Source organism: Chitinophagaceae bacterium (assembly GCA_007695095.1).
GTDB lineage: Bacteria > Bacteroidota > Bacteroidia > Chitinophagales > REEL01 > REEL01.
On record REEL01000093.1, the window covers coordinates 23,730 to 48,387 of the forward strand.

At 35.2% G+C, this 24,658-nt stretch carries 21 protein-coding genes and 1 tRNA gene; 8 read left to right on the forward strand and 14 right to left on the reverse strand.

From position 1 onward, the window contains the following. Positions 1–60: 60 nt before the first annotated feature. Both EA412_05495 and EA412_05500 read right to left on the reverse strand, forming a co-directional pair. Positions 61–2,115, reverse strand: coding sequence for a helicase (locus tag EA412_05495; protein ID TVR79890.1), 2,055 nt, complete (start codon positions 2,113–2,115; stop codon positions 61–63). A gap of 229 nt (positions 2,116–2,344) precedes the next feature. Then, on the reverse strand, positions 2,345–2,959 hold the full coding sequence (locus EA412_05500; GenBank protein TVR79891.1) for a hypothetical protein: 615 nt from the start codon (positions 2,957–2,959) through the stop codon (positions 2,345–2,347). A gap of 27 nt (positions 2,960–2,986) precedes the next feature. Here EA412_05500 and EA412_05505 point away from each other — a divergent pair, with 27 nt between their 5' ends. Further along, positions 2,987–3,193 (forward strand): hypothetical protein, encoded by a 207-nt coding sequence (locus EA412_05505; GenBank protein TVR79892.1) that lies wholly within the window; start codon positions 2,987–2,989, stop codon positions 3,191–3,193. Here EA412_05505 and EA412_05510 read toward each other — a convergent pair. Then, on the reverse strand, positions 3,183–5,603 hold the full coding sequence (locus EA412_05510; protein TVR79893.1) for a PKD domain-containing protein: 2,421 nt from the start codon (positions 5,601–5,603) through the stop codon (positions 3,183–3,185). The two genes, EA412_05505 and EA412_05510, sit on opposite strands and share 11 nt — an antisense overlap. Before the next feature lie 364 nt (positions 5,604–5,967). On the opposite strand from EA412_05510, the gene EA412_05515 reads away from it, so the two are divergent. Next, positions 5,968–6,456: a hypothetical protein gene (locus EA412_05515; protein ID TVR79894.1), complete on the forward strand. Its 489-nt coding sequence runs from the start codon at positions 5,968–5,970 to the stop codon at positions 6,454–6,456. An 11-nt stretch (positions 6,457–6,467) separates the two neighbouring features. Here the strand turns inward: EA412_05515 and clpX are convergent, their stop codons facing one another. From clpX to EA412_05535, 4 genes are all read right to left on the reverse strand, one after another. Continuing rightward, positions 6,468–7,703 carry an ATP-dependent Clp protease ATP-binding subunit ClpX gene (gene clpX / locus EA412_05520; protein TVR79895.1) on the reverse strand — a complete coding sequence of 412 codons (1,236 nt, stop codon included), beginning with the start codon at positions 7,701–7,703 and terminating at the stop codon, positions 6,468–6,470. A gap of 175 nt (positions 7,704–7,878) precedes the next feature. Further along, the gene (clpP, locus tag EA412_05525; GenBank protein ID TVR79896.1) at positions 7,879–8,565 is read right to left on the reverse strand and encodes an ATP-dependent Clp endopeptidase proteolytic subunit ClpP; all 687 of its coding nucleotides are present in this window, start codon (positions 8,563–8,565) and stop codon (positions 7,879–7,881) included. Continuing rightward, complete coding sequence (locus EA412_05530; GenBank protein TVR79897.1) at positions 8,543–10,024, reverse strand: hypothetical protein; 1,482 nt, start codon at positions 10,022–10,024, stop codon at positions 8,543–8,545. The genes clpP and EA412_05530 overlap by 23 nt, the downstream gene beginning before the upstream one ends. Next, positions 10,018–10,099: transfer RNA gene (locus EA412_05535), tRNA-Leu, on the reverse strand. The genes EA412_05530 and EA412_05535 overlap by 7 nt, the downstream gene beginning before the upstream one ends. 103 nt (positions 10,100–10,202) lie before the next feature. Between EA412_05535 and EA412_05540 the strand changes: the two genes are divergently transcribed. The 6 genes from EA412_05540 to EA412_05565 all read left to right on the forward strand — a co-directional run bounded on the left by EA412_05540 (position 10,203) and on the right by EA412_05565 (position 17,341). Next, positions 10,203–12,425 (forward strand): bifunctional (p)ppGpp synthetase/guanosine-3',5'-bis(diphosphate) 3'-pyrophosphohydrolase, encoded by a 2,223-nt coding sequence (locus EA412_05540; GenBank protein ID TVR79898.1) that lies wholly within the window; start codon positions 10,203–10,205, stop codon positions 12,423–12,425. A 123-nt stretch (positions 12,426–12,548) separates the two neighbouring features. After that, entirely contained in the window at positions 12,549–13,019 is a 471-nt protein-coding gene (locus EA412_05545) for a transcriptional repressor (protein TVR79899.1), read from the forward strand. A gap of 11 nt (positions 13,020–13,030) precedes the next feature. After that, complete coding sequence (locus EA412_05550; protein ID TVR79900.1) at positions 13,031–13,372, forward strand: anti-sigma factor antagonist; 342 nt, start codon at positions 13,031–13,033, stop codon at positions 13,370–13,372. Positions 13,373–13,384: 12 nt separating this feature from the next. Next, positions 13,385–14,668, forward strand: a complete 1,284-nt coding sequence (locus tag EA412_05555) for an adenylosuccinate synthase (GenBank protein TVR79901.1) — start codon at positions 13,385–13,387, stop codon at positions 14,666–14,668. A 44-nt stretch (positions 14,669–14,712) separates the two neighbouring features. After that, a complete protein-coding gene (locus tag EA412_05560) occupies positions 14,713–16,032 on the forward strand; it encodes an anthranilate synthase component I family protein (protein ID TVR79902.1) in 1,320 nt (439 codons plus the stop codon). Positions 16,033–16,132: 100 nt separating this feature from the next. Then, positions 16,133–17,341 (forward strand): divalent metal cation transporter, encoded by a 1,209-nt coding sequence (locus EA412_05565; GenBank protein TVR79924.1) that lies wholly within the window; start codon positions 16,133–16,135, stop codon positions 17,339–17,341. 3 nt (positions 17,342–17,344) lie between these two features. Here the strand turns inward: EA412_05565 and EA412_05570 are convergent, their stop codons facing one another. From EA412_05570 to EA412_05600, 7 genes are all read right to left on the reverse strand, one after another. Next, complete coding sequence (locus EA412_05570; GenBank protein TVR79903.1) at positions 17,345–19,546, reverse strand: T9SS C-terminal target domain-containing protein; 2,202 nt, start codon at positions 19,544–19,546, stop codon at positions 17,345–17,347. A 49-nt stretch (positions 19,547–19,595) separates the two neighbouring features. Next, the gene (gene lnt / locus EA412_05575) at positions 19,596–21,173 is read right to left on the reverse strand and encodes an apolipoprotein N-acyltransferase (protein TVR79904.1); all 1,578 of its coding nucleotides are present in this window, start codon (positions 21,171–21,173) and stop codon (positions 19,596–19,598) included. A gap of 133 nt (positions 21,174–21,306) precedes the next feature. Further along, entirely contained in the window at positions 21,307–22,242 is a 936-nt protein-coding gene (locus tag EA412_05580; protein TVR79905.1) for a hypothetical protein, read from the reverse strand. After that, positions 22,239–22,802, reverse strand: coding sequence for a YceI family protein (locus tag EA412_05585; protein ID TVR79906.1), 564 nt, complete (start codon positions 22,800–22,802; stop codon positions 22,239–22,241). Before EA412_05585 ends, EA412_05580 begins: the two co-directional genes overlap by 4 nt. A 95-nt stretch (positions 22,803–22,897) precedes the next feature. Then, positions 22,898–23,326 (reverse strand): hypothetical protein, encoded by a 429-nt coding sequence (locus EA412_05590; GenBank protein TVR79907.1) that lies wholly within the window; start codon positions 23,324–23,326, stop codon positions 22,898–22,900. After that, complete coding sequence (locus EA412_05595) at positions 23,289–24,128, reverse strand: T9SS C-terminal target domain-containing protein (protein ID TVR79908.1); 840 nt, start codon at positions 24,126–24,128, stop codon at positions 23,289–23,291. Before EA412_05595 ends, EA412_05590 begins: the two co-directional genes overlap by 38 nt. Before the next feature lie 70 nt (positions 24,129–24,198). Then, positions 24,199–24,657: a thioredoxin-dependent thiol peroxidase gene (locus EA412_05600; GenBank protein TVR79909.1), complete on the reverse strand. Its 459-nt coding sequence runs from the start codon at positions 24,655–24,657 to the stop codon at positions 24,199–24,201. Position 24,658 lies beyond the last annotated feature (1 nt).

The following is a 24,658-nucleotide window of genomic DNA, read 5'->3' on the forward strand; positions in this document are numbered from 1 at the left end:
TTAAAAATTCTTGTTACAATTATAATGTATAAATAAAATAAAAAAGGTGGAGGAGGAGAATTACAAAAAAACAGATTTTTCTTTTACGTAAGTTAAAACAAGGCTGTGCATCGCTCTTGTACAAGCTATATAAAGCATACTTTTGTCTACTACTGAATTGTAGTTTTTAGCTGTTACACTTGGAACCAAAACTCTGTCAAACTCAAGTCCTTTAGATAAATGAGCGCTACTTATAGTTATCCCGAAATAAAATGTACTGCTTTTTTCTGTGATTAAATGAAGGTTATCCTCAAATTTTTCCAATTTTTTAAATAGGCTTTCCGCTTTTTTGTTTGTTTTACAGATGATACCCATAGAGCGGTGTTCAGATTTTTGAAACTCTTTTATCAATGATAGAATTTTTTCTAATTCCGCTTCTTTAGTAGCAAATTTCAGAACCTGAGGTTTTTCTCCATGCCTTTCTATAGCTTCCAGATTTGAATTGGGTGAAATCTTCTGTGCAAATTGAGAAATTTCAAAGCTTGAGCGGTAACTTTTATTGAGCATCACACTTTTACTACCGGAAAAAACTTTACTTATATCTTCCGAGTTTGTGGAGCTATAAGGATTGACTGACTGATTAGCATCGCCAAGAATGGTCATTTTGCAATTAAACAATTTTGCTATCAAAGCATACTGTACGGGAGTATAGTCTTGCATTTCATCTATCAAAAGATGTTTTACCTGACTATATGTTTTACTGCCTTCGAGATATATTTTCATAAAAATCAATGGAAAAACATCGGCATATTCAAGCCTCGAGTGTTTGGCAAGTTTAAACATATCCGGTTTCTCCATCCAGTCGTAAAAATCCTTATAAATTTTCCGCAGATTAGTGATTTTAAACATTGCAGAAACTTCTTTTCGGAGCTCGTTTCTTTCTTCTGTAGTGACTTCATATTTATAAAAGACTTTTACATTTTCTTCTATATCCGTCACTATTGCATCAAAGCGTTTAAGAATAGGGATTCGATGACGGGCTTTAAATCGTTCTTCAATAAACCATGCGGGAACAACATAATTTCTTCTAATCAGGATGTCTGTCGGTGTGAGATAGTTGTTTTCAATGTGTACGAGAAACTGATTGAGTTTATTAAGAAATTCAAATGAAGCTTTAAAGCGTATTCTTTCCGCAAAAGAGTCATCATTTTTATCTAATAGCTGATTTACCTGTTCAAAAAAAGTCTCAAATTTATATTTATTTTTCAATAGTTCATTTGCCAGTTCCTCTATGCTTTTTTCAGGAAGGCTTTCTTCACCAAGTTCCGGCAAAACATTTGAAATATAATCTGCAAAAACTTTGTTTGGGGATAAAATTAAAAGGTCTTTTGATTCAAGACTTTCTTTAAATCTGTAAAGCAGGAAAGCCACTCTGTGAAGAGCAATTGAAGTTTTTCCTGAACCGGCTACCCCTTGTATAATTAGTACTCTGGAAACTTCATCGCGAATAATCCTATTTTGATCACGCTGAATAGTAGCCACAATGTTTTTCATTTTTTCATCAGAAGCCTTACTGAGTTCTTCCTGCAATATATCATCATGTATATTAAAAGAAGTTTCCAGCATAAACTCCATCTTTTCGTTGCGGATGCGGTATTGTCTTTTGAGTAAAATTTCACCTCTAACAATACCTTCCGGAGAAAGATATTCAGCTTCACCCGGCTCATAATCATAAAACAAACCGGAAACCGGAGCCCGCCAGTCATGAATAAGGTTTTTATTCTTTTTTTCATCAAAATAAGAATGGAGTCCAATGTAGATTGAGTTGCTATCTGCTTGATTTTTCCTTTTAAAATCTACTCTGCCAAAATATGGAGAACTGACCAATTTCATTATTCGGGACTTTTTAGCTACTACAGTATCCCCAACCATAGCTGATAAGTTTATGGATTGTCTGACAGAAACCTTTTCGACATGATCCATACCGGCTTTGTTTTCGTAGAGGAACTCCTTTTGTTTTTGTAACTCTTTGGCTCGGGTTTGGACATCTTCATTAATAGCAGTTAGAGCATCCTTCAGGCTTTGGATGATTTTTTTAAGATACAGGCGTTCATCCTGCTCAGTTTTATTTTTCATAAGGAACGTTCGTGAAATCCTGTTTTTAAAAATTGAAAAACTTGCGACTTTAGCGTCTTTTTTAATATAGCTTATTGAATGCTTAAAAATACAAAAAATCAAAAACTAATCAAGCCGGAGATGCTTCTTGTTAAGTTTGAAATTCCCGCAATTAGCATAAAAGAGAAGAAGAATAAAACCGGAATATGGCTTTGCAAAGGATTATGACAACTTTATCTTACAAACAACCCTAAAACCGTTTTCCTACAGCTATGCCCGGTAATGTGTAATATAAAACCCGGTGTGGACCTTTTTCTGTTTTTAGGTCTATTTGATAACGATAATTCCCATAAGTAGCGGCTTCAGGATAGTTATTCATGATTTCAAATATCGGTGGAGATAAATAGACTCTCAGTACAAAACCATTATCGCTTTGATAACGATAACCGGCTTCTAAAAATACCGGTATTGCAAATTGATTCTTAACATAGGTTTTTCCAATATCATATAAGCTAAAATAGTTGTAAGGCAAATGTATAGTTTTATAGTGCTCTACAAAACGCTCTAAAAAAACATACTTCGGCCGGAAAGAAATGCCCAATTCAAAAAAATGTGTTGAACCTATCAGTGTATTAAAATTGACCGGGATATTGATGTTTTCAGGTCCTACTCCTCTGAAAAATGTACCTCCTAAACCGGTTTCAACATTTAAATTGAAAATATTTTTGCTTAACAGAGATCTTTCATAAGTAAATGCAAAGTATGAAACAGTCGGTATTTTTATGAAAACAGCATTTTTAAAGTCTTGATCATTCTCTTGTCTGTCAGTTGCAAATAGCGACTTTTGTGGCAGAAAAAATGCCAATGTAATAGCGAAAAACAAGTTGATTAAATGCCGCATAATATTTTATTATCATATCCGGCAACTAATTTAAGTATATTTTTTATATATGAATGCAAAATAATAGCAAAATATAAAATATTTAATATAGCTAATGCAAAGAGACGGTTAAGCAATGAAGTAATCTCCTTACCTTATAGAGGTTTTAGCTTCAATGAGATAATTTTGCAATTAAACTTCAGCTTCTTTATTCCTTAATCAGCTTTCTGTAAAAAATCATATCGTCTACTAAGATTCGTAGGATATAAATTCCGCCGGCATGATTGGTAATATCAATGCTGTGGGTGTAATCTCCAACAGCCTCTGTTTGCTGATGATAAATACGCTGTCCCATTGTGTTAAGGACTTCTAATTGGACATTACTTTTTAGATTTAAACTGATAGTGGCATTATAAATACCATTAGCAGGGTTTGGATAAACACTTATAAAATCAGCATTTTGAAAATTCTCTATATTAGAACACTCATCTATAAAAGCGGTAACTTCAGAACGTTCAGTTGCGCAGCCCGGCTCCTGCACTTCCCAATCGTAGAAATAGTAATAATAATCATCGGCTGTGCCTGTATTCGTATTATTTCCGGTTATGCTGATTAATCCGTTTATTTCATAAGGGTATACTGCTCCGGCATCATTTCGATATAAACTTACAGTATTTCCGGTTACTTTAATGAGGTAATCTTCTCCTGCTTGTAAACTTGCGTCAATATCTACTCTGCTCTCTCCGGCGGGAATGAATTTTTGTTCTGAGTAAATAACTGATGAACCGGATAGTATCTGTATAGTACGATTTGCTGATAAGTCTGAAAAAACTTTAACAGATTTTAAAGTTAAAGGACTATGAATATCAAAAAATAAACCCCATGAATCATTGGCTGTAAAGTAAGCACCGCTTGCAAATGTATTAATCGTTTCACTAAAAAATTGAGGGTCGGGTATATTTGAAGATTCTACATAAAAAGTAGTTGTTTCCGATAGGTTGGTTGTAAAGGTATTTCCTGTATTGACGATATTTCCACCAGTCGGTGCATCATACCATATTAATTCTTCTGTGCCACTTGCAGTCAGCGTAACTTCTCCGGGCTCACAACTTTCAGCATCTGTAGTTTGCGGTTTCTCTATGATATCAACAACGATAAAGTTTTCCTGTAAAAGTTCATTTTCTCCAAAATCATTGGATGTGGTAAGGGTTATGGTATATAGTCCGCTGTTTTGGTAAGTATGACTTGGGTTTTGTTGGGTTGAAGTCGTCCCATCACCAAAATCCCATTCCCAACTGGTAGGTGAGTTAAAGGAATTATCTGTAAAATTAACAGTTCCGTCACAGGAAACTATTACATCAGTTAAAAAATTAGATACAGGAGCTATTAAGCAACCTGAACTCAAGCAAGTTCTCGAGTTTTTATGATTCGTAATTGAAGTAATTGTTTGCGGATGCCACTGATCATTAAGTGAACCAACGGATGGAGACATAACATAAACATTATTTGGAGAGTTGTTATCCGGTGCATGTCCGGCACCCCAGTTATGACCCATTTCATGAGCCTGAACCTGTATGAGACGCAGCATATTCGGTGTGAAATGCTGATTGGCGTTATATCTTGTATTAGTACATACTGAACCTACCCAGGCCAGTCCCACAGCACCACCGGCAAAGTTTTTATTCGTCCAGATAGATGCTAAGGCAAAAGATGTCCCAAATCCGCCATTATTTCCCCATGAAGTAAATTCACCTAAATAATCTCCAAAATCACCATTAAAAGCCCAGGGGTCAAGATTGACATTGCTTGAAATGAAAATGGTAGCTATTTCATAACCAATGTTAATATCCGGATCTAAATACCGGTCCTCAACAATATTAAATATATCCAGTATTTCATTTTCAACATTCTGCACATTTCCGAGTTTGCTCACCATTGAACCATCTGCAGCTATTGCAATACTGGCCAGCAAACATTCACCTCTGCTGCCTCTCATATTTTCTTGTTCAACACTCTCAAAATCCTCCGGTAATATCATGTTTTCAACTAAATCATGCGCTCCGCAAATGGCTTTGCCATCATCTATTACATTTTTGACATTGTAAACTACAAACCAATCTGCCGGCGCATTTTCAACATATCTGCTGACAGGCTCTATAAAAAATTCATTGCCTTCTTTAGCTATCATTCCCAGGAAAACATCTTTACGTATAGATAACCTGACTCTGCTATTTTTGTAGTTTGTAAGATTTCCAATGTAGGTAGAAGCCGGACTTGGTGGAAGCGTAATAATTCCTTCGTCTGTTTTTACACGTGTTTTGAAAGTTTTTTTTGCCCTTAAATCATTAAGCTCAATCGCTAAATTCCAGCTGAAAGAATTTTCTAACTCAAGATTAAATTCAATTATATTAGCTTGAAAACTATTGCTGTAATTATAAATTTCAGAAGTATTTAGTTCATAAATGCTGAATTTTTCGATTGATTTATTCAATTCATTTTCTTCTGTAAGGACATCTGTAATCTGTACTTGAGAAACTTCTTGTCCGAAAAAATAATTATCTGCACCAAAGGTATGTATAGATAAAAGAGATAAAAAAACAATAAAAATGTTGCCAAAGATTTTTTTCATTTAGAATAATTTTAACCATAAATTTAAAAAAAAAACGGATAAAATCATAGAAAAATTTCACTAATCGTGATTCTAAAGTTTAGATATCAACTTGTTTTATAGTAGTTGTATTAGTTAAGTGAAATTTTGAAAAATTTTTTATAGTTAAAAATAAATTTTATAAATAGCTGAATATTAAAAATTTAATTTCGGGGTTGTTGTATAAATATAAAATCTATTTTTTAAAAAGAAAGAAAAGATTAATTAGATAGACTTAGACCACACTTAATTTTTTAAAAATATTTAGTTTTACAAAAAAGAGAATTTTTTCAAATTGAAAATCGTATTTTTATATTTTACTTATAGAATATTAAGTTCTTAATAGTTGTTAAAGCCGGCTTATGAATTTAATAAAGTAGGTTATTATTTTGTCAAAATCATGAATATCAAATCAGTGAATCATTTAAAAATAATTTTTTTAGGGATAATAGGATTTATGTTAATTCTGCCTTCATGTTCTCCATATGAAGAAGGGCCTGCATTGAGTTTGAGAACAAAGAAAAACAGGATTACAAACACATGGCAAATAGATTCTTTATTTATAAATGAAATTTACCGACCTGAATTAAAGGATAGCTTTACTTTAGATATTGAAAGAGAAGGTGAGTTTTTATGGACAGAATCCGGTATTTATATGCCCGGAATGTGGGCTTTTGATCAGAACAATGGCCTGATATTAGTTTTTAAAACGGACAATTTGATTAACCAGACTAAATACTGGGAAATTATGAGGTTAGCAAGGACAGAATTTTGGATAGAAGAAGTAAAACCGGATTATTTTACCCGAATTCAGTTCGTTCCTCTCGAAAATTAATACTTCAGTTTTTAAGCAGCTTTTAGCTTCTTAATATTAGACTTGTTAAATTTTTCTTTTGCATAATCAACCGAAACCTTTAGTTCGGTTACACCTTCAGAAGAGGGTAATTCAAACATTGCATCCAGTATAATTGCTTCGCAAATAGATCGGAGTCCGCGGGCACCTAATTTGTACTCCACAGCTTTTTCAACGATAAAGTCCAGCGCTTCATCTTCAAATTCAAGCTTGATATTTTCAATTTCAAATAGTTTCTGATATTGTTTTACCAGAGCATTTTTAGGTTCAATTAGAATTTGTTTGAGTGTTTTTGCATTCAGTGGCTCTAAATATGTCAGAACCGGCAAACGACCGATTAACTCAGGGATTAAGCCAAAAGCCTTTAAATCCTGTGGTCCTATATACTGTAAAAGATTTTCCTTATCTACTTCTATTTTGTCATTATCGGCTTTACTGAAGCCAATGACCTGAGCCTGCATTCTTTTAGCTATATGCTTTTGAATACCATCGAAGGCTCCGCCACAAATGAATAAGATATTTTGGGTATTTATTTTTATCATTTTCTGGTCAGGATGCTTACGTCCTCCCTGAGGCGGCACAAAGACTTCTGTTCCTTCCAGCAACTTTAATATAGATTGTTGAACTCCTTCTCCACTCACATCTCTGGTTATGGAAGGATTATCGCCTTTTCTGGCAATTTTATCTATTTCATCTATGTAAACGATACCTTTTTCTGCAGCTTTAACATCATAATTACATACCTGTAACAGGCGGGTTAAAATACTTTCAACGTCTTCACCCACATATCCGGCCTCTGTAAATACAGTTGCATCCACAATGGTAAAAGGAACATTCAGGAAGCGGGCGATAGTTTTTGCTAAAAGTGTTTTCCCGGTTCCGGTTTCACCTACCATTAAAATGTTAGATTTTTCAATTTCCACATCATCAGTTACCTGTTGGCTTAATCTTTTGTAGTGGTTATAAACAGAGACTGCTAATACTTTTTTAGCCTCTTCCTGCCCAATCACATATTTCTTCAGAAAATCAACAATTCCGAAAGGTTTTAGGGTTTTACCCATACTGAAAGAATATGCTTTTCCATGAGGACTTAATTCTTCATCTATGATTTGCTGAGCCTGAACAACACAGTTTTCACAAATAAATCCGTCGATGCCGGCAATTAAAATGGCAACTTCTTCTCTTTTTCTTCCGCAAAAAGAACATTTGTTCCCTTTATCGTTTTTCATATTTCAATTTTTAAAGCAAAAGCATCAGACAAAACTTTTTATAAAAAAAGACAACTGAAAGACACTTTTTAAAGTTCACGTCAATTTAAGAAACTCTCTATGTTGAGAATTATTACATAACAAAATGTAATATAACATTAAAAAAGCTAACCTGCAAACAAATTACGCAGATTGATTAATCTGATTTTCTTTCGTTTCTTACAAGAACTTCATCAATCATACCGTATTCTTTCGCCTCTTTGGCTACCATCCAGTAATCTCTGTCAGAATCTTTTTCAATTTTATCATAGCTTTTTCCACTATGCTTACTTATAATATCGTACAATTCTTTTTTCAGGAGTTGTATTTGCTTATGCGTAATTTCAATATCTGTTGCTTGTCCCTGAGCTCCACCCATTGGCTGGTGAATCATAACTCTGCTATGGGTTAGTGCTGTTCTTTTTCCGGGATGACCGGCACAAAGTAAAACGGCAGCCATAGAAGCAGCTATCCCGGTGCAAATTGTTGCCACATCCGGTTTGATATACTGCATAGTGTCATAAATTCCAAGACCGGCATATACCATACCTCCCGGGCTGTTGATATAAATCTGTATATCTCTTTTGGGATCTGTAGACTCCAGATATAACAGCTGAGCCTGAATCACATTGGCTACATAATCATTGATAGGTAAGCCTAAAAATATGATTCTGTCCATCATTAATCTTGAAAAAACATCAATAGAAGTTGCGTTCATTGGACGTTCTTCAATAATTGCCGGGGTGAAGTTTGTAATGGATGATTCTATCATCGCATCCAGATATAAGCTGTTAATACCCTGATCTTTAACAGCAAACTTTTTAAAATCCTCTTTGAAATTCATCGTTTAAATTTTTACTTATTTCTTCAAATTGTTTCGAAGTTACTTCTTTTTCTTCTACCTTAATCTTGTTTTGCAGAAAATCCATTATTTTAAAATTCATGGCATCTTCTATAGCTTTTTTGCGACTTTGTTCTTCTTTTAAAGATTTTTCTACCCATTCATCAAGAAATGGTGCATCTGCGTAGCTTTCAGGAAGATTCATTGACTGCAATAAACCGCTTTTAGCTGCAAATTTCACATCTTCTTCCGTAACATTCAGCTCATTCTCTTTTAAAATCTTTCCTTTAATCAGCTCCCACTTAATACCGGATAATTCGTTTTTAATACGTTCTTCAGTTATTTCTGTTTCCTGTGCATCTTCATTTTCTTTATTCATCTGTTGAAGATACTTTTCAATGAATTTTTCAGGTAAAGGAATATCAGTAGTTTTCAATAATTCCAACTGCAGATTTAACGAACGGAATTTTTTCGTTTCATTATCATAAACTCTTTGAATGTCTTCTGTCAGCTGTTTTCTGAAATCTTCTTCAGTTTCAATGTTTTTATCAGGAAAAAGTTTATCAAATAGAGTTTTATCTAAAGGAACGGCTTCTTTTCTTTCAATTTTATTTAAGGTAATTTTAAAGAATTGGCTGACTTCCTCTGCCGGTTTTTCAGTTTGAAAAAGATTTTTTACGATGTCCTCCTTAGGCTTATCTATTGCTTTTGGAAAGTCTATCACGATGGACTCTCCGGCTTTCAGCTTATTGATTTTTTTCAGACTTTCTTCATCTTTAAAGAAGTCGTAAGTAAGCCTTGCATTTTCTTTTATTCCACCTTCAACAGCTTCTTCTTTTTCAGTAACTTCCTCAGCTTCAAAATCTAAAATGTCATCACTTAGATAAGAATCCACTTCTTTTAGTTCTTTAGCTTCTCCATTTTGTTTTCTGATACGCTCAATTTCTTTATTCAGAATCTCGTCGTCAACCTGAATCTTATAGTGAGGTACACTTTTATCATCTTTTAACAGAGGAGCTTCAAAATCTTCGAAATAGCCGATATAAAACTTAAAATTATGACCTTGAAGATTGTTTGGGTCTAAGCTCTCGAGATTATGTTCCTCTAAAAAAGGCTTTCCGATAATGTTCCAGTTTTGCTCTTTGGAGTAATCCATTACTTTCTCGGATGCTAAATTTAATAGTTGTTCACTCAGGATTTGTTTTCCATACATCTTTTTGATTACTCCGGAGGGCACTTTCCCTTTTCTGAACCCTTTAATATCGACTTGTTTAGAATATTTGTTTAATTCTTTTTTAAAGTCATTAACATAGTCATCGGGTTGTAGTTCTAACTGTATATACCCGTCTAATTTTTCTCCCTGCTCAAATGAAATGTTCACGTTTTTAAAAATTTTTATTAGTAAATAAACAAAAAAAGCTCCCCTTTTGATGGGAAGCTTTTTCAATTGGGGTGTGCGGATGGAGGGACTCGAACCCCCACGCCTAACGGCACTAGATCCTAAGTCTAGCGCGGCTACCAATTACGCCACATCCGCGAAATAGGACACAAAGATACAATTTTTCTATAAAAACAAAATAACTTCTTTGAATTTATACTACTTTTTCTTTGTTTAGTGTATTAATTGATAAAACAGGATTTTGAAAACACATATAATAGATAGCGAGCAAGAGAATAAGCTGATTTTAAAGGAGTATCGGTCGATGTTGCGATGCATCCAGCAAAAGCTTACAAAAAGTGACAGACGCTTTATACGTCTGGCTTTTGAGATGGCTGTTGATGCTCATAAAGATATGCGAAGAAAGTCAGGAGAGCCTTATATACTCCATCCTCTAGCAGTAGCACAAATAGTAGCAAAGGAAATTGGTTTGGGTTCAACGGCAGTTATTTGCGCATTGCTTCACGATGTGGTAGAAGATACTGAGTTAACATTGGAGGATATTGAAAGAGAGTTTGGAAAAAAAATTGCGAAGATAATTGATGGTTTAACAAAAATATCCGGTGTACTGGATTTGTCCAGTAGCCTGCAGGCAGAAAATTTTCGAAAACTGTTGCTTACATTAACTGATGATGTGCGGGTTATATTAATTAAAATGGCCGACAGACTTCATAATATGAGAACGCTGGATTCTGTACCCAGACACAAACAGTTAAAAATAGCTTCTGAAACCAGTTATTTATATGCTCCTCTGGCCCATAGATTAGGGCTTTATGCTATTAAAACAGAGTTAGAAGATTTATCTTTAAAATTTACAGAAAGAGAAGTTTACCGCGAAATTGCAACCAAACTAAATCAGACTAAAAGGGAAAGGTCCAAATATATAAATGAGTTTATAAAACCGCTTAAAGACGGATTGGTAGAGAACACTAATCTGGATTTTGAAATATACGGTCGTCCCAAATCTATACATTCTATTTATAGTAAAATGAAAAGTAAATCAGTGACTTTTGAGGAGGTCTATGATTTGTTTGCCATACGCGTGATTTTAGATTCTCCACCAGAAAGAGAGAAATCTGATTGCTGGAATGTATACTCTAAAGTTACAGATATTTACAGACCCAATCCGGATAGGTTGAGGGATTGGATTTCGACTCCTAAGGCAAATGGTTACGAAGCCTTACATACAACAGTTATGGGCCCTAAAGGTCGTTGGGTTGAAGTACAAATCAGGACAAAACGCATGAATGAAATAGCGGAGAAAGGCTATGCTGCCCATTGGAAATATAAGGAAGGCGCTGTGGAAAGCAGAGATAGTTCATTAGATGACTGGTTGTTGAGAATTCGGGAAATTTTACAAAATCAGGATTCAAACGCATTAGATTTTATTAATGATTTTAAGTTAAATTTATATTCTGATGAAATTTATGTATTTACCCCTCAGGGAGATTTGAAAATGCTTCCGAAAAGTGCTACTGCTTTAGATTTTGCCTTTGAGATTCATACAGATTTAGGGGTTAAGTGTATAGGCGCTAAAGTAAATCATAAACTGGTACCACTGAGTTATGAATTAAGCAATGGGGATCAGGTAGAAATCATTACATCTAAAAAGCAAAAACCCAACGAAGACTGGCTGAATTTTGTGGTTACCGGTAAAGCCCGCTCAAAAATAAAGTCTTCATTAAAAGAAGAGAAAAGAACATTGGCAAAAATCGGAGAGGATTATTTTAATAAGAGGCTTAAGCAGTTAAAAGTTAAAAAAAATTCTTCTGTTATTCAGGAGTTTATGAGTTATTTCAAAATGACAAGTCCACTGGATTTTTATTATAATATTGCTATAGGAAGAATATCTAAAGCCAAGTTGGAAAGTTTAAAATACGAGAAAAATAAGCTGATAGATCCTGAGGTAAAAGAAAAAGCAAAGATAGATGAAGTTCCAAAAGAAGTGTCTAAAGCGAAAATTGACAAGCATACTGAATTGTTGATTTTCGATGAATCAGCAGATAAAATAGAATACAAATTTGCCAGTTGCTGCAAGCCTATCCCCGGCGATGATGTATTTGGCTTTATTACAATTAATGAAGGCATAAAAATTCACAAAACAAATTGCCCGAATGCAATTAAGCTTATGTCAAGCTATGGCCACCGTATTGTAAAGACAAAGTGGACCAAACAACAGGAAATTGCATTCCTTACTGAGCTTTTAATAAGTGGTATAGATGATATGGGTGTTATGAACAGAATGACCAGTATTATTTCCGGTGAATTGAAAATAAATATGAGAAGTATATCGGTTGATAGCAAAGACGGTATTTTTGAAGGCAGGATTACTGTTTTTGTGAATGATACCGATCAATTAGAAGCACTCATTATCCGATTGAGAGAACTAGAAGGCGTACTTTCAGTTAGTCGTCGCGATTATTGAAAATTTAAAAATAAGGTAAGACTTTCAAAATACTTTGTTCCTGCTCATTTTTATAAAGTATTTTGAATTGAATGTTTACATACAGTAAAAAAAATCATGAATCTGTCTTAACTTTACATTCAAATGGAAGATCAGAAAAAGGAGAAGATAGAAATCACCCGGGAAATTTTATCGGAATACTTAGAGAAAAATAAGTTGCGTAAAACACCTGAGCGATTTGCTATTCTTCATGAAATCTATAACAGGAATGACCATTTTGATGCAGAAACTCTTTATAAGACAATGATTAACAAAGGGTTTAATGTTAGCCGGGCAACTGTTTACAATACACTTGACATACTGCTTGAGTGTGAATTAGTAGTCAGGCATCAATTTGGGAAAAGTCAGTCTGTGTACGAGAAATCATACGGATACAGGCAGCATGATCATTTAATTTGTTTAGATTGCGGCGTAGTTAAAGAGTTTTGTGACCCAAGAATACAGCAGATAGAGAATATGGTTGGAGAACTCATGCAGTTTGAAGTTGACCACCATTCTTTAACTTTATATGGAAAATGTACCAAAATTGATTGTGAATTTAAAGCAATGAGTTAAAACAAATTATTATGGAAATATTAATTGAAAAAGCTGAAAACGTAAATGTTATAACTTTAAAAGGGAGCTTATTGGCAGAAGTACAAAGCAGAGAACTTTTAGAGAAATTTCAGGCTTTGATAGCTGAAGGGGAAGTTAACTTTATTTTTGATTTAGGAGAGTTGGAGTTTATAAATTCTTCCGGCCTGGGCTTGTTACTTACTTGTCTTACTAAGTCAAGAAAGGCAGGAGGGGAGGTCATTTTAGCGAATGTTCCGGGGCAGGTTAATAATCTCCTTGTAATGACAAAGCTGAATAATATTTTTTACAATACGGATAATATTCCTGCTGCTCTCAAAAAGTTTGAAAAATAAAATACAAAAAATATGCATGTTGATGTTCTTTTAGGACTCCAGTGGGGAGACGAAGGGAAGGGTAAAATCGTTGATGTTTTATCTGAAAAGTATAATGCTGTAGCCCGATTCCAGGGAGGTCCAAACGCCGGGCACACCCTCATTATAGAAGGTAAAAAGTTTATTCTGCACACCATACCTTCGGGTATTTTTAGGGAAAAAACACTTAATATAATTGGCAGTGGTGTAGTAATTGACCCTATAGTTTTGAAGAAAGAAATTGATATGCTTATGCAAGCAGGTGTCGATGTCAGAAAGAATTTGTTTATTTCTGATAAAGCACACCTGATATTGCCTTCTCATAAAATTTTGGACGCTGCTTCTGAATTTAAAAAAGGTTCCCTGAAAATTGGATCAACTCTAAAGGGAATCGGACCGGCATATATGGACAGAACCGGCAGAAACGGATTAAGAACAGGTGATATGATTCACTCTGATTTCGATAGTGTTTACGATCAACTCAAACAAAAACATTTTCATTTGTTGACACTTTATGATTTTGAATATGAATTTGAAGAAAAGGAGTGGCTGGATGCGGTAGATTTCATCAGAAAAGAAATCAAAATCGGGAATGCAGAGTATTTATGTAATAATTTACTGAAGGAAAATAAAACCATTTTAGCTGAAGGTGCGCAAGGCTCTTTGCTTGATGTTCAATTCGGAACTTATCCCTACGTAACTTCTTCACATACATTGAGTGCTTCTTCATGTATTGGTTTAGGCATTGCCCCAAATAAAATAAGAGAAGTTTATGGTATAACAAAAGCCTATTGTACAAGAGTAGGCAGCGGACCATTCCCAACAGAATTAGATAATGAAGAAGGGGATGCACTGAGAAAAGCCGGTAATGAATTTGGCTCTACTACAGGCAGGTCAAGAAGATGTGGATGGATTGACATTCCTGCTTTGAAGTATGCCGTTATGCTAAATGGCTTAACGCAGTTAATTGTTACTAAAATAGATGTTTTAAATACTTTTAAAGTCTTAAAAGCATGTACCCACTATGATATTGGAGGAAAATTAACTGAAGAGCTTCCTTTTAATCTGGAAGATGAAAATCTGAAAACAGTTTATAAATCATTTGAAGGCTGGAATCAATCAATTGAAAACTGCGATGATTTTTCAGCCTTACCAAAGGAATTGCTGACTTTTGTAGAATATTTAGAAAATACCTTGTCTTGCCCGGTGACTATGATATCTAACGGTCCGGACAGAAAAGAACTGATACATAAACCAAAAACAGAAACAGTTCTCTAAGTTTTTTTCTTTTTCTCAGTTTTTTCTTTCCTAAATTTGGTCTATTGATACAGGAAGCTTCATTTACAGTACCCACAGATTTTAACCTGAGGAAATTTGTATTGAATGAATCTCAAAAGCACAACTACTTTTGTGTTTTCTCATCTTCAGATCTTGAGTCTGACATTTACCGGGAATATGATTTTCTGATAGCCGTAGGGTGTCAGAAAAAAATTGAATTATTCAACGGCGAAAATAGCTTTGAAAAGTTAAATCATTTTGTAAGTAATGCTAAACTAAAGGTTTTTGGAGTGCTTTCTTATGATCTGAAAAATGAGATTTATCCGGGATATTTTTCATCCCAAAAAAATACTTTTCCCCATCTGGCATTTTTTGAACCCCTTACTTTAATTTCTAAAAAAGTTAACAGCAATACTGTTTCAATTCAAACTTACAGCTCTGAAAAAAAGGATTACTTTATTAATAAATTACAAACTCCTGATATTCAGAGTGAAGCTGATGCAAATCCGCAAACTTCAAATATTGATGCTCCTTTCAAGTGCAATTTTACTAAAGAGGAATATACTGCAACCGTAAATAGTATTAAGAATGACTTGGAGTCAGGAGATATTTATGAATTAAATCTGTGTTTGGAATTTTCTTCGCAAATGAAAAGATTCAATTCCGGGAGAATCTTCCTTACTTTAAATGAAATGAGTCCTTCACCCTTTTCAGCATTGTTTTCATTTGGAGATTATAAATTGATAAGCAGCAGCCCCGAACGGTATTTAAAAAATAAAAACGGACACCTAGTAGCCCAGCCGATTAAGGGAACCCGGCAACGCTCAGCAGATTTTTATACGGATGAAAGACTAAAAGACGAGCTGAGAGAGGATAAGAAAGAGATTGCTGAGAATGTTATGATTGTTGATTTAATGAGAAATGATCTGGCTAAAGTTGCTCAAGCGGGAAGCATAGAAGTGCCTGAGCTTTTTAAGATTTACAGTTTTAAGCATGTACATCAAATGATTTCTACAATTACAGCCACATTAGATGAAAATAAATTTCAATGGTCAGATGCCGTAAAAGCTAGTTTCCCAATGGGTTCAATGACCGGTGCACCAAAGTTAAGAGCGATGGAGAGAATTGAATTGTATGAGAAAAATGACAGAAAGTGGTATTCCGGTGCATTAGGATATATTAGTCCTAATGGGAGTTTTGATTTGAGCGTAGTAATCAGAAGTATACTTTATGATGCGCAATCAGAAAGAATGTCTTTTCAGGCGGGGAGTGCTATAACATGGGATGCTCTTGCTGAAAATGAATGGGAAGAGTGTTTATTAAAAGCAGAGGCAATGAAAAAAGCTATTCAAAGAAGTCTTTAATTTTAAAAAACGCTGTCAATAATCGGAAAGAGTTTAAATTTGAACCTAAAATAAACCGGGTTTGAAAAAACTATTACTTTATGTTGGTCCGGGTTTTTTAATGGCCGGTGCTGCAATAGGTGTTTCTCATCTTGTGCAAGCAACCAGAGCAGGTGCTGAATATGGATTTGCTTTGCTTTGGGTATTTGTTTTAGCCTGTGTTTCGAAATACCCTTTCATGGAGTTTGGCCCTCGTTATGCGGCAGCAACAGGAAATCACCTCATAGAGGGCTACAAAAGTCTTGGGAAATTACCCTATTATATATATGTAGTGATGACACTTGGAACAATGTTCATTATTCAGGCTGTAGTTACTATAGTTACTGCCGGCTTAGCTGAAAATTTCTTTTCGTTTGGATTTTCTTCTTTTTTCTGGTCAGCAATTATCCTTTTTTTGTGTATTTCTGTTTTAATTATCGGCAGGTTTTCAGGGTTGGATTTGGTAATGAAAGTGATTATTAGCCTCTTAACTATATCTACACTTTTAGCAGTTTTAGCTGCCTTGTTTTCGGGAAGCTTTGATGCTGCAACTTCACAAGCTGCACCAAACTATTTCAATGTAGCAGGCTTAATTTTTATCGTTGCATTTATGGGCTGGATGCCAATTCCATTAGATGCATCAGTTTGGCACTCAGTATGGTCGGTTCAGAAAATGAAAGAAAGTGGATATAAACCAAGTGTTAAAAATGCTTTTTTAGACTTTAATTTAGGTTATCTGTCTGCTGCATTAATCGGTTTTTTATTCCTGACTTTGGGAGCGCTTGTTATGTTTGGTACCGGAGAAACTTTTGCTGATAATAGTGTGAATTTTGCTGCTCAGTTAGTGAATTTATACGGGCAAACGTTAGGTAGTGCTTTTGTTCCTCTTATTGCTTTTGCTGCTCTTATAACAATGTTTAGTACCACTTTAGCCGTGACAGATGCTTATCCGAGAGTACTCACAATTCTTTTTCAAAATACAAAAACCCAAACTCGAAACGAAACTAAAGGAGTTGATAGAACTTACGCTGTTTTCTTGTTTATAATCCCACTGTTTTCTGTTTTGTTATTGTATTTTTTATCGGCAGCTTTCACTACTTTAATTGATTTTGCAACGGCACTTTCTTTTATACTTTCACCGGTTTTAGGTTGGTACAATTACAAGTTGGTAACTCACAAAAGTATGCCTGAATCTGCAAGACCGGGCAAGGCATTCCGAATTTTTGCAATGGTTTCCTTGTTTATTCTTGTTAGTTTATCTCTACTATTTGTAGGGATTCGGATTTTTTAAAAACTACATTACAATAAACTGATCGATGATAGTTTTTTCTGAGCTGTTTAATTGTATTAGATAACTTCCTTTTTTCAAATGTTCAATGGGTATTTGCAAAGAGTTTTGCATTGAAAAATCTGCATGTTTTTCTAAAATTAAACGTCCGTTTAAATCAAAAATCCTATAAGATTCTACCGGTATAGTTGTTTCTACAAAAAGTATTTGTGAAGCCGGATTTGGATAAATTTTTGTACTCTCGGGAGCAATGGAAAAATCGTTTATAGAAACTACGGTTTCAGCAACTAAAACTGCTGCCAGTGCATTAATTTTTCCCCAACCCCAGTTCAGAGTCCCTTCAGGGCCTATTTCTCCGGTTCTGTTATCAAGTCTGGCAGTTTCTTTAAGAATTTCCTTAACTCTTGTGGCAGAAATCAGCGGACTGGCCTGAAGCATAAGCGCAACGATACCGGTAACTGCCGGGCCCGACATAGAAGTCCCGGAATAAGTTGAGAACGGGAAGTTTTTACCTTCAAATTCAACAGTAAAATCAATAATACCCGGACTGGGATCAAAGGAGTTTACGGATGAGGTTACATCTTGCCCCGGAGCTGTAATATCCGGTTTTGTGCGGCCATCGACCGTTGGGCCTTTACTTGAAAAGTTTGATATATTCCCAAAGCCCAGATTCCCGTTTGGAAGTATTCTTTCAGCTTTATATGATCCGACTGTAATGACATTTTTTCCAACTCCGGCAGGTTCACCTAAACCGTAATCAGGATTACCTTGTACTGCACCCGGATAATTTGAACTAAGGGTTCTGCCCCAATTTGTGTATCTGTTATTCATACGGACATTATTCCAAATGTGAACAGTAGCATCATCACTAACCATATACAATACGGTCTTTAAATTTGATGTATTTCTAACTTCAAACCGAATATTTGGTTTGTCATTGAGTGCTGATTGGCTGACACTTTGCATTCTTAAAATTAATGTATCGCCTGCATTCGGAAGTAAAATAGTATCATTGAGTGCAGGTTCATCAGCAGAATTAAAGAAAGCAGTTTCATAAACAGGTATATTGTTGTTATCGACCAGCTTAAGCGCTACGGCAAATGAGCTAAATTCAGAACCCCACATAGAAAGGGTTTGCCCGAAACTTTCAGACATTATAGGTGTAAAAGTAACCACTGTTTTTAAGGTGTCACCATCTTCTGTAAAATCGTGTTTCAGGTGAAAATTATTATTTCCGTTGTTTCCGGCAGAGCCAACGAATACTTGCCCTGCTCCGGCATAATAATCAATTCCCTGATTTTTCAATGAAGTTCCGTCGTGCGGGCCAAGGTGACTGCCAAAACTCATATTAACTACATAAGGTTTACCAACAGAAGCAGCATAATCAGTGACATAATTATAAGCATCTACTAATGAAGGAGCATCTCTTCTGAGGGAAATAAAAATTAATTCTGCCTCAGGTGCAGTTCCAACATGTTCTGAGCCGGCACCATTTCCACCGGCAATTCCGCCAACATGAGTACCGTGAGAGCCCGGACCAAAAACATATAAAGTGTCTTGTTCTGCTGCCAGTAATTCAGCCATTCCAACGTATTCTGTGCCGAAATTATAACCGTCAGGTGGAGGTCCACTCATTTTATTTTGATCCCAAGCTCTGGTCAATCTCAAATTCTCCATGTTTTCATCATAAAAGACAGGGTGTGTATAGTCAAAGCCCCAATCAATAATTACTACAATAACACCGTCACCTTTGTAGGGCATTTCAAGGCCGCCTAAACCGGCGTGCACACTGTCTGTTCGTGTATCAGGTATTGAAAACTCCATCTCAGGAGAGACCGTTTCGCCGGTTTCTATATAACGCATACCGGGTAATTGCATCACATTTTTTAGATGCTGAATAGGGATACGTAAAGAAATCATATGTCCCAAATCTGCTGATAAATGCACATTGTATTGCCTCAAATCAGCGCGCTTAAAATCATCATTAACCAATGCAAGGGCTCCGACAAAATAAATATTATCTTTTCTAAAAAGATTGTACTCTTCAATTATTTCAGGTGAAATATCACCTACTTCACCATTTTCGGAAATATAGGGAGCAATAGCTTCCATATAAAATTTAGTGCAAACAGAAGCCTGAGCGTTACCAAATGCATATTGAAGAGTAAAAATAAATATGAAAGCGAGGGTTAAAAAATGTTTAATCATAATGTGTATTGTTAAAAAAGTCTTTCTTCTATCTAAGTTACGAATAATTTCAAAATCTCTTTGTTTTTCCCTTTACAAAAGCAAAAAGCAAAGACATAATAGAAAGTAGTATTGCAAGCCTGCTAATATAATCACCATACCTTATGTAAAAGGTTTTATAGTCATTGAAATAGATAACACCTCTTATTACTGCCGGCTCCCAAAACTCTGTTGGTTGTAATATGTCGCCTCTTTGGTTTATAAAAGCCGATATGCCGGTATTTGCGGAACGTGCAATACTTTTACGTCCTTCTATAGCTCGAAGTGATGAAAAATAAAGGTGTTGTTTATAGCCGGGAGTATCATCCCACCAACCGTCATTGGTAACAATAAAAATGGCATTTGCGCCATTGTTAATATACTCAGCTACATGCTCTCCGTAAACAGACTCATAGCAGATAACAGGAGCTATTCCTTTATTATCTTCTGTAAAAAACACACCTCTGTAATCCTGCCTTCCCAGACTTCCGGATATTCCTCCCAAATCGATAGTCAGGGGAGCCAAAAATTTGAAAATTCCCGGATAAGGCATTCGCTCAACACCGGGAACGAGTTTTGATTTATGATATAATTGAAGTACACGACTGGTATCTAATTGAACCGCCGAGTTAAAAGCATCATAGCAACAATCCCCGGAACGATAGCGACGGGCAGTTGGAGTCGGGGGCTCAGTTACATCTGTGTATCTTATGTACGCAGAAATACCTGTTACCAGGCTAATATGCGGATATTTTTGTTCGAGGAAATCGTATATTCTGTTAACGTGTTTGTCATTTTCAATTTGATCTAACCAGACACCTCTTGGTAAAGCTGTTTCCGGGAAAACGATATAATCTGTATTTTCATCACTAAGGCTGTCGGCTAATGAAAGCATTCTTTCGAGTTGCTCATCTACAGTTTCTTCAATAAATTTTTCTCCGTAAGGATCAACATTTGGTTGAACCACTACTATATCAACAGGGTAGCCTTTTTCTTCATAATTGTAATAGATAGCAAATGAAATACCAATTGGTATCACAAAGATTAAAAGATAGGAAATTAAAGGATGAGGAAGCTTATATCTGCTTTTTTTGGTTTCAGATGATTTCTCAATAAAAGTGTGTTTTATCCAGAGAAAGAAAAGTAAGTTTAAAAGTAAAATCCAAAGCGTACCGCCAAACATTCCAGTATATTCATACCACTGAATGAGACTTGGATAATAGCTAAAAACATTCCCAAGACTTAACCATGGCCAGGTAAATTCCCATTGATGATGAATGTGTTCAAACGAAAGCCAAAATGCAATTAAACTAAAGTATCCGGTAGCTTCTGTGGTTCTTTTTTTCACAACATGAAAAAGTAAAACCGGAATACTCATTAACAAGGCATTGAGCATATTCGCTGCAATTGCTCCGGGGAGTGTTGAATAATAAATCCACCAGGTTGTAGGGGCGTTCCAGGCTATAAAAAAGATATAAACATAAAAAAAGAGGGCAGCATTAGTATTACTATTCTGTCTTTTTGATATGACATGTTCCAAAATAAAAATTACGGAAAAGGCAACACATGCCAACGGGAATATAGCGATAGGTGGCCATGAGAGCCACATAAAAAGGCCTCCTATTACAGAGATGAAAAATAAAAAGGAAAACTTATCTTTAAACACGCTTTTTTTTGCTTGGTGACAAATATATAGGTTTTGCGTTTTTCTTTAGTCAAAAAAAGAAGAAACATTTGTTAAATCAATATCCGAAACCGAAGACTCTGGATATATTAAAACCTAATCTGAATTCTCCGTCCAGCCAGGAGGAAGTAGTGTAAGGGATAAAATCACTTTCCAAAATACCCTTTGAATTACTGAAGTTTAAATGAAAAACATGGCCACCGGTTTCAAACTCAATTCCAATACCGAGTGGATTTTTAAACTCTTCATTTTCCCGTCTGTATTCTGAAAACGGATAAAAGTAGTCAATAATTATAGCGGTACGTCTGGTTATATTAATTCTTGCACCTGCACCGAGCGCAAAAAGTGTATTTTCATCTTCAAATCTGACGAAATTACGGTGGATAACTGTTGGTAAAAGTTGTAATGACATCACATCTCCGAATTTTCTACCAATAATTAGCTGACTGGTGTAGCTAAGTCTGTGGGCAAACTTTTGAAAAGCTGCTTCTGAATATTCTACTAATGAAGGTGCGCGGGTAGATATTGAACTGCTCAACATAGCGGTTACCGTAAAAGGCATGGAGTTGTCGTTCATTTGTTTAAGAATTCTGTATTTCACAAAACCTTCAAAATTTTTAGTAATTTGAGCTGATCCTTTAGTTCTACCGATGCCAACCATTAAATTATCAGTAATACCGTATTCAAAGCCTATACGTATATCCGTAACTCTATCGAAACCATAAAAATTAGAAAGCCCTCCCTGATCACCAAGTATGTCGTCAAATCTGTGAGCAACCCTGAAGTCAAGAGAGCGTTTGGGTAAAGTTTCAACTGTATGGCCTAAAATTAAGCGGGTCGTTTTGAAAGTAGCTTGTATGGGTTGAGACGTAGGTGTGTCATCAATCTCATCCAGTATGGCAAAAGGGTCATCATCAGCTGACAGACAGGAAAAGACAATGAGAAAAAAAAATATACTTGTTAATTTACCGGCCATAATGTTGTTTTTTATCATTGATTATGTGGTTTGTACTCAATTTTTACGGTGACGAGTATTTCTTCCGCTATGTTTCTTGTAAGCATTCTTGGTACTTTTATGTCGTGATCTTCTAATTTGACAATGAATTCACTGGTAGCTAAAATTTTCCCGTCTTTGATTTCAATAGTTCCCGGGATAGTCATTTCTTTTTCAATATCCCGCATCTCCATGGTTCCTTCTAAAGTTACTTTATGTTTTCCGTTTTTTGTAAAGTCTATATCTTCAACAATCTGAGCTCTGAGGTTAGCCAATGGATATTTATCACTTTCCATATAGTTGTCATTGAAATGTTCCTGCATCAGCCCATTTCTAAACTGAAAAGTATTTATAGCTACTCGACTTGCTACTTGTCTGTTTCTGGTATTTAAAACTGAAACAAGTTTTTTAGAGGTAGCGTCAATATTTTCTAAGGGTGCTTCAGAAAAAAAAGTAATTTGCCCTTCCTGGGTTGTCCAGGTTTGGGTATGAGCATTCGAATGGAATATAATAAATAGAATCACAGTAAAAACAAACGGGAGTACAAATGATTTTTTCATAACAAACTATTTAAGTAAAATGGGTAATCCACATTTTAGTGAATTACCTGAGATTTTTAAGTATTCTAAAAAGATCGAGCAAATAACATTCCAACTTAATTTTGCGGATAACCATCATTTACCCAACACTTGAGAATTTCCAACTCAAATGTTTGTAACCTTCTGGATTCAGGTACATTGCCCGGAGGCATATTTTGTACTTCAAAGACCCTTTGTTGAAAACTGCCATTTTCCAATGATTCTTTTATCCCTTCATAAGTAGTGAAATCTCCGTAGGGAGACAACATCCCATGACAGCCGGGATACGCGCAACTGTTGTTGACGATGGGTTGTACATCAATTACAAAAGAATAAAAGTTATCAATGCATAACTCCACATCAAATGGAGACTCTGCCTTGTCTTTTGTACAGGCAGTATGAAAAACTGAAATGCAAACAGCAATCAACAGTGTTATTATCCAGGATTTGTATTTCAGCTGTTTGATACTATCTGATAAAAACTTTAAAATATTCTTGCTTTTCATTAACTTTTATTTCCAAAAAATATAAGCCTGTATTCAGGTTATTATTTAAACTCAAAATATACTCTAATTGATAGTTGGCCGGCAGATTTTCGAATTGCTGTACCAGTTTACCGCTTGTGTTATAAAGGTTAAATACCGGATTATTTTCAAAACTGTTTTCCAAATTTACCTTTATAAATTCTGAAGCAGGATTCGGATAAATCTGAACATTTTTTGCACCTGCTGCAACCAAATTATCTGAAGTTAAAATCCCTTCAGTTGTTACTTTTAAAACGCCTGTGAAAATATTCCCGGCAGCTACACCTCCACCTGTTGAAGCGTTAGTGGCTACATGAAAGCTTATAGTTCCTACATCACTGTCGGGAGCTTCCCATTTAAAAACCCATGCATTATCACCGATTGCATCCCGATGTCCTACGTATTCTTTTCCGCCAACGGTAACCAAACTGGTTTTTGTAGGATTAGAAAGAGAAATTTTTCCTGCCTGATTTCCATTATCATCAATAGCTACAAGTGAAAAGCCGAAAAGTGACCTGTTCGGAGCATTGTTCGTTACTGTGATATTATATTCCTGTCCCGGATTATAACCGCCACTCAATAGTCCGGGAGGTGCTGTATTTATAGTAGCAATTGCGTTGTTAAAAGTAGCCGATCCTCCATGGCAACCTGCCGTAGCACATGTTAACTCACCGGGAGCGCCGGTATGTCCCGGAGGAGGTTGTGAAATATTCGTTTGTGCAGTTGACCAAACAATTACAATCATTGCGGCTAATATGAAAGCCAGAGTTTTTTTAGTATTCATAAGTGTTTTTTTTCTGCAATATAATCAAAATGAATTCTATCTCCATTAGAATTTCAAATTTTTTCAAAAATTAAAATGCATTTAACACCTGCTTTGTTGGCTCTTTTGTATCTACTTTCTTGAATATCTTTTCAATTTTGCCTTTTTCATCAATTACAAAGGTCATGCGATGTATACCATCGTAGACTTTTCCCATAAACTTTTTTTCTCCCCAAACTCCGTAAGAGTTGCATAATTTTTTGTCAGTATCTGCAATTAAAGTAAATGGCAAATCAAATTTATTGATAAACTTTTTATGAGATTCCTCATCATCGGCACTCACACCAATTACCTCAAAACCTTTTTTAGTGAGTGATGCATAATTATCTCTGAAATCACAAGCTTCTTTAGTGCAGCCGGGTGTATTATCTTTAGGGTAAAAGTATAAAATTACTTTCTTATCTTTAAAATCACTCAGTTTAACCGTATTACCGTTTTGGTCTTTAGCTGTAAAATCCGGTGCCTTATCATTTTCTTTTAAATGTGTCATA

Bases quoted from the DNA above. Each gene is read 5' to 3' on its own strand.
- EA412_05585 (TVR79906.1), bottom strand. From the start codon at position 22,802: ATGAAAAAATCATTTGTACTCCCGTTTGTTTTTACTGTGATTCTATTT.
- clpX (TVR79895.1), bottom strand. From the start codon at position 7,703: ATGAAAAACGATAAAGGGAACAAATGTTCTTTTTGCGGAAGAAAAAGA.
- EA412_05600 (TVR79909.1), bottom strand. From the start codon at position 24,657: ATGACACATTTAAAAGAAAATGATAAGGCACCGGATTTTACAGCTAAA.
- EA412_05510 (TVR79893.1), bottom strand. From the start codon at position 5,603: ATGAAAAAAATCTTTGGCAACATTTTTATTGTTTTTTTATCTCTTTTA.
- EA412_05595 (TVR79908.1), bottom strand. From the start codon at position 24,128: ATGAATACTAAAAAAACTCTGGCTTTCATATTAGCCGCAATGATTGTA.
- EA412_05505 (TVR79892.1), top strand. From the start codon at position 2,987: ATGCCGCATAATATTTTATTATCATATCCGGCAACTAATTTAAGTATA.
- EA412_05495 (TVR79890.1), bottom strand. From the start codon at position 2,115: ATGAAAAATAAAACTGAGCAGGATGAACGCCTGTATCTTAAAAAAATC.
- EA412_05545 (TVR79899.1), top strand. From the start codon at position 12,549: ATGGAAGATCAGAAAAAGGAGAAGATAGAAATCACCCGGGAAATTTTA.
- EA412_05570 (TVR79903.1), bottom strand. From the start codon at position 19,546: ATGATTAAACATTTTTTAACCCTCGCTTTCATATTTATTTTTACTCTT.
- EA412_05555 (TVR79901.1), top strand. From the start codon at position 13,385: ATGCATGTTGATGTTCTTTTAGGACTCCAGTGGGGAGACGAAGGGAAG.
- clpP (TVR79896.1), bottom strand. From the start codon at position 8,565: ATGAATTTCAAAGAGGATTTTAAAAAGTTTGCTGTTAAAGATCAGGGT.
- lnt (TVR79904.1), bottom strand. From the start codon at position 21,173: ATGTGGCTCTCATGGCCACCTATCGCTATATTCCCGTTGGCATGTGTT.
- EA412_05550 (TVR79900.1), top strand. From the start codon at position 13,031: ATGGAAATATTAATTGAAAAAGCTGAAAACGTAAATGTTATAACTTTA.
- EA412_05590 (TVR79907.1), bottom strand. From the start codon at position 23,326: ATGAAAAGCAAGAATATTTTAAAGTTTTTATCAGATAGTATCAAACAG.
- EA412_05565 (TVR79924.1), top strand. From the start codon at position 16,133: ATGGCCGGTGCTGCAATAGGTGTTTCTCATCTTGTGCAAGCAACCAGA.
- EA412_05580 (TVR79905.1), bottom strand. From the start codon at position 22,242: ATGATAAAAAACAACATTATGGCCGGTAAATTAACAAGTATATTTTTT.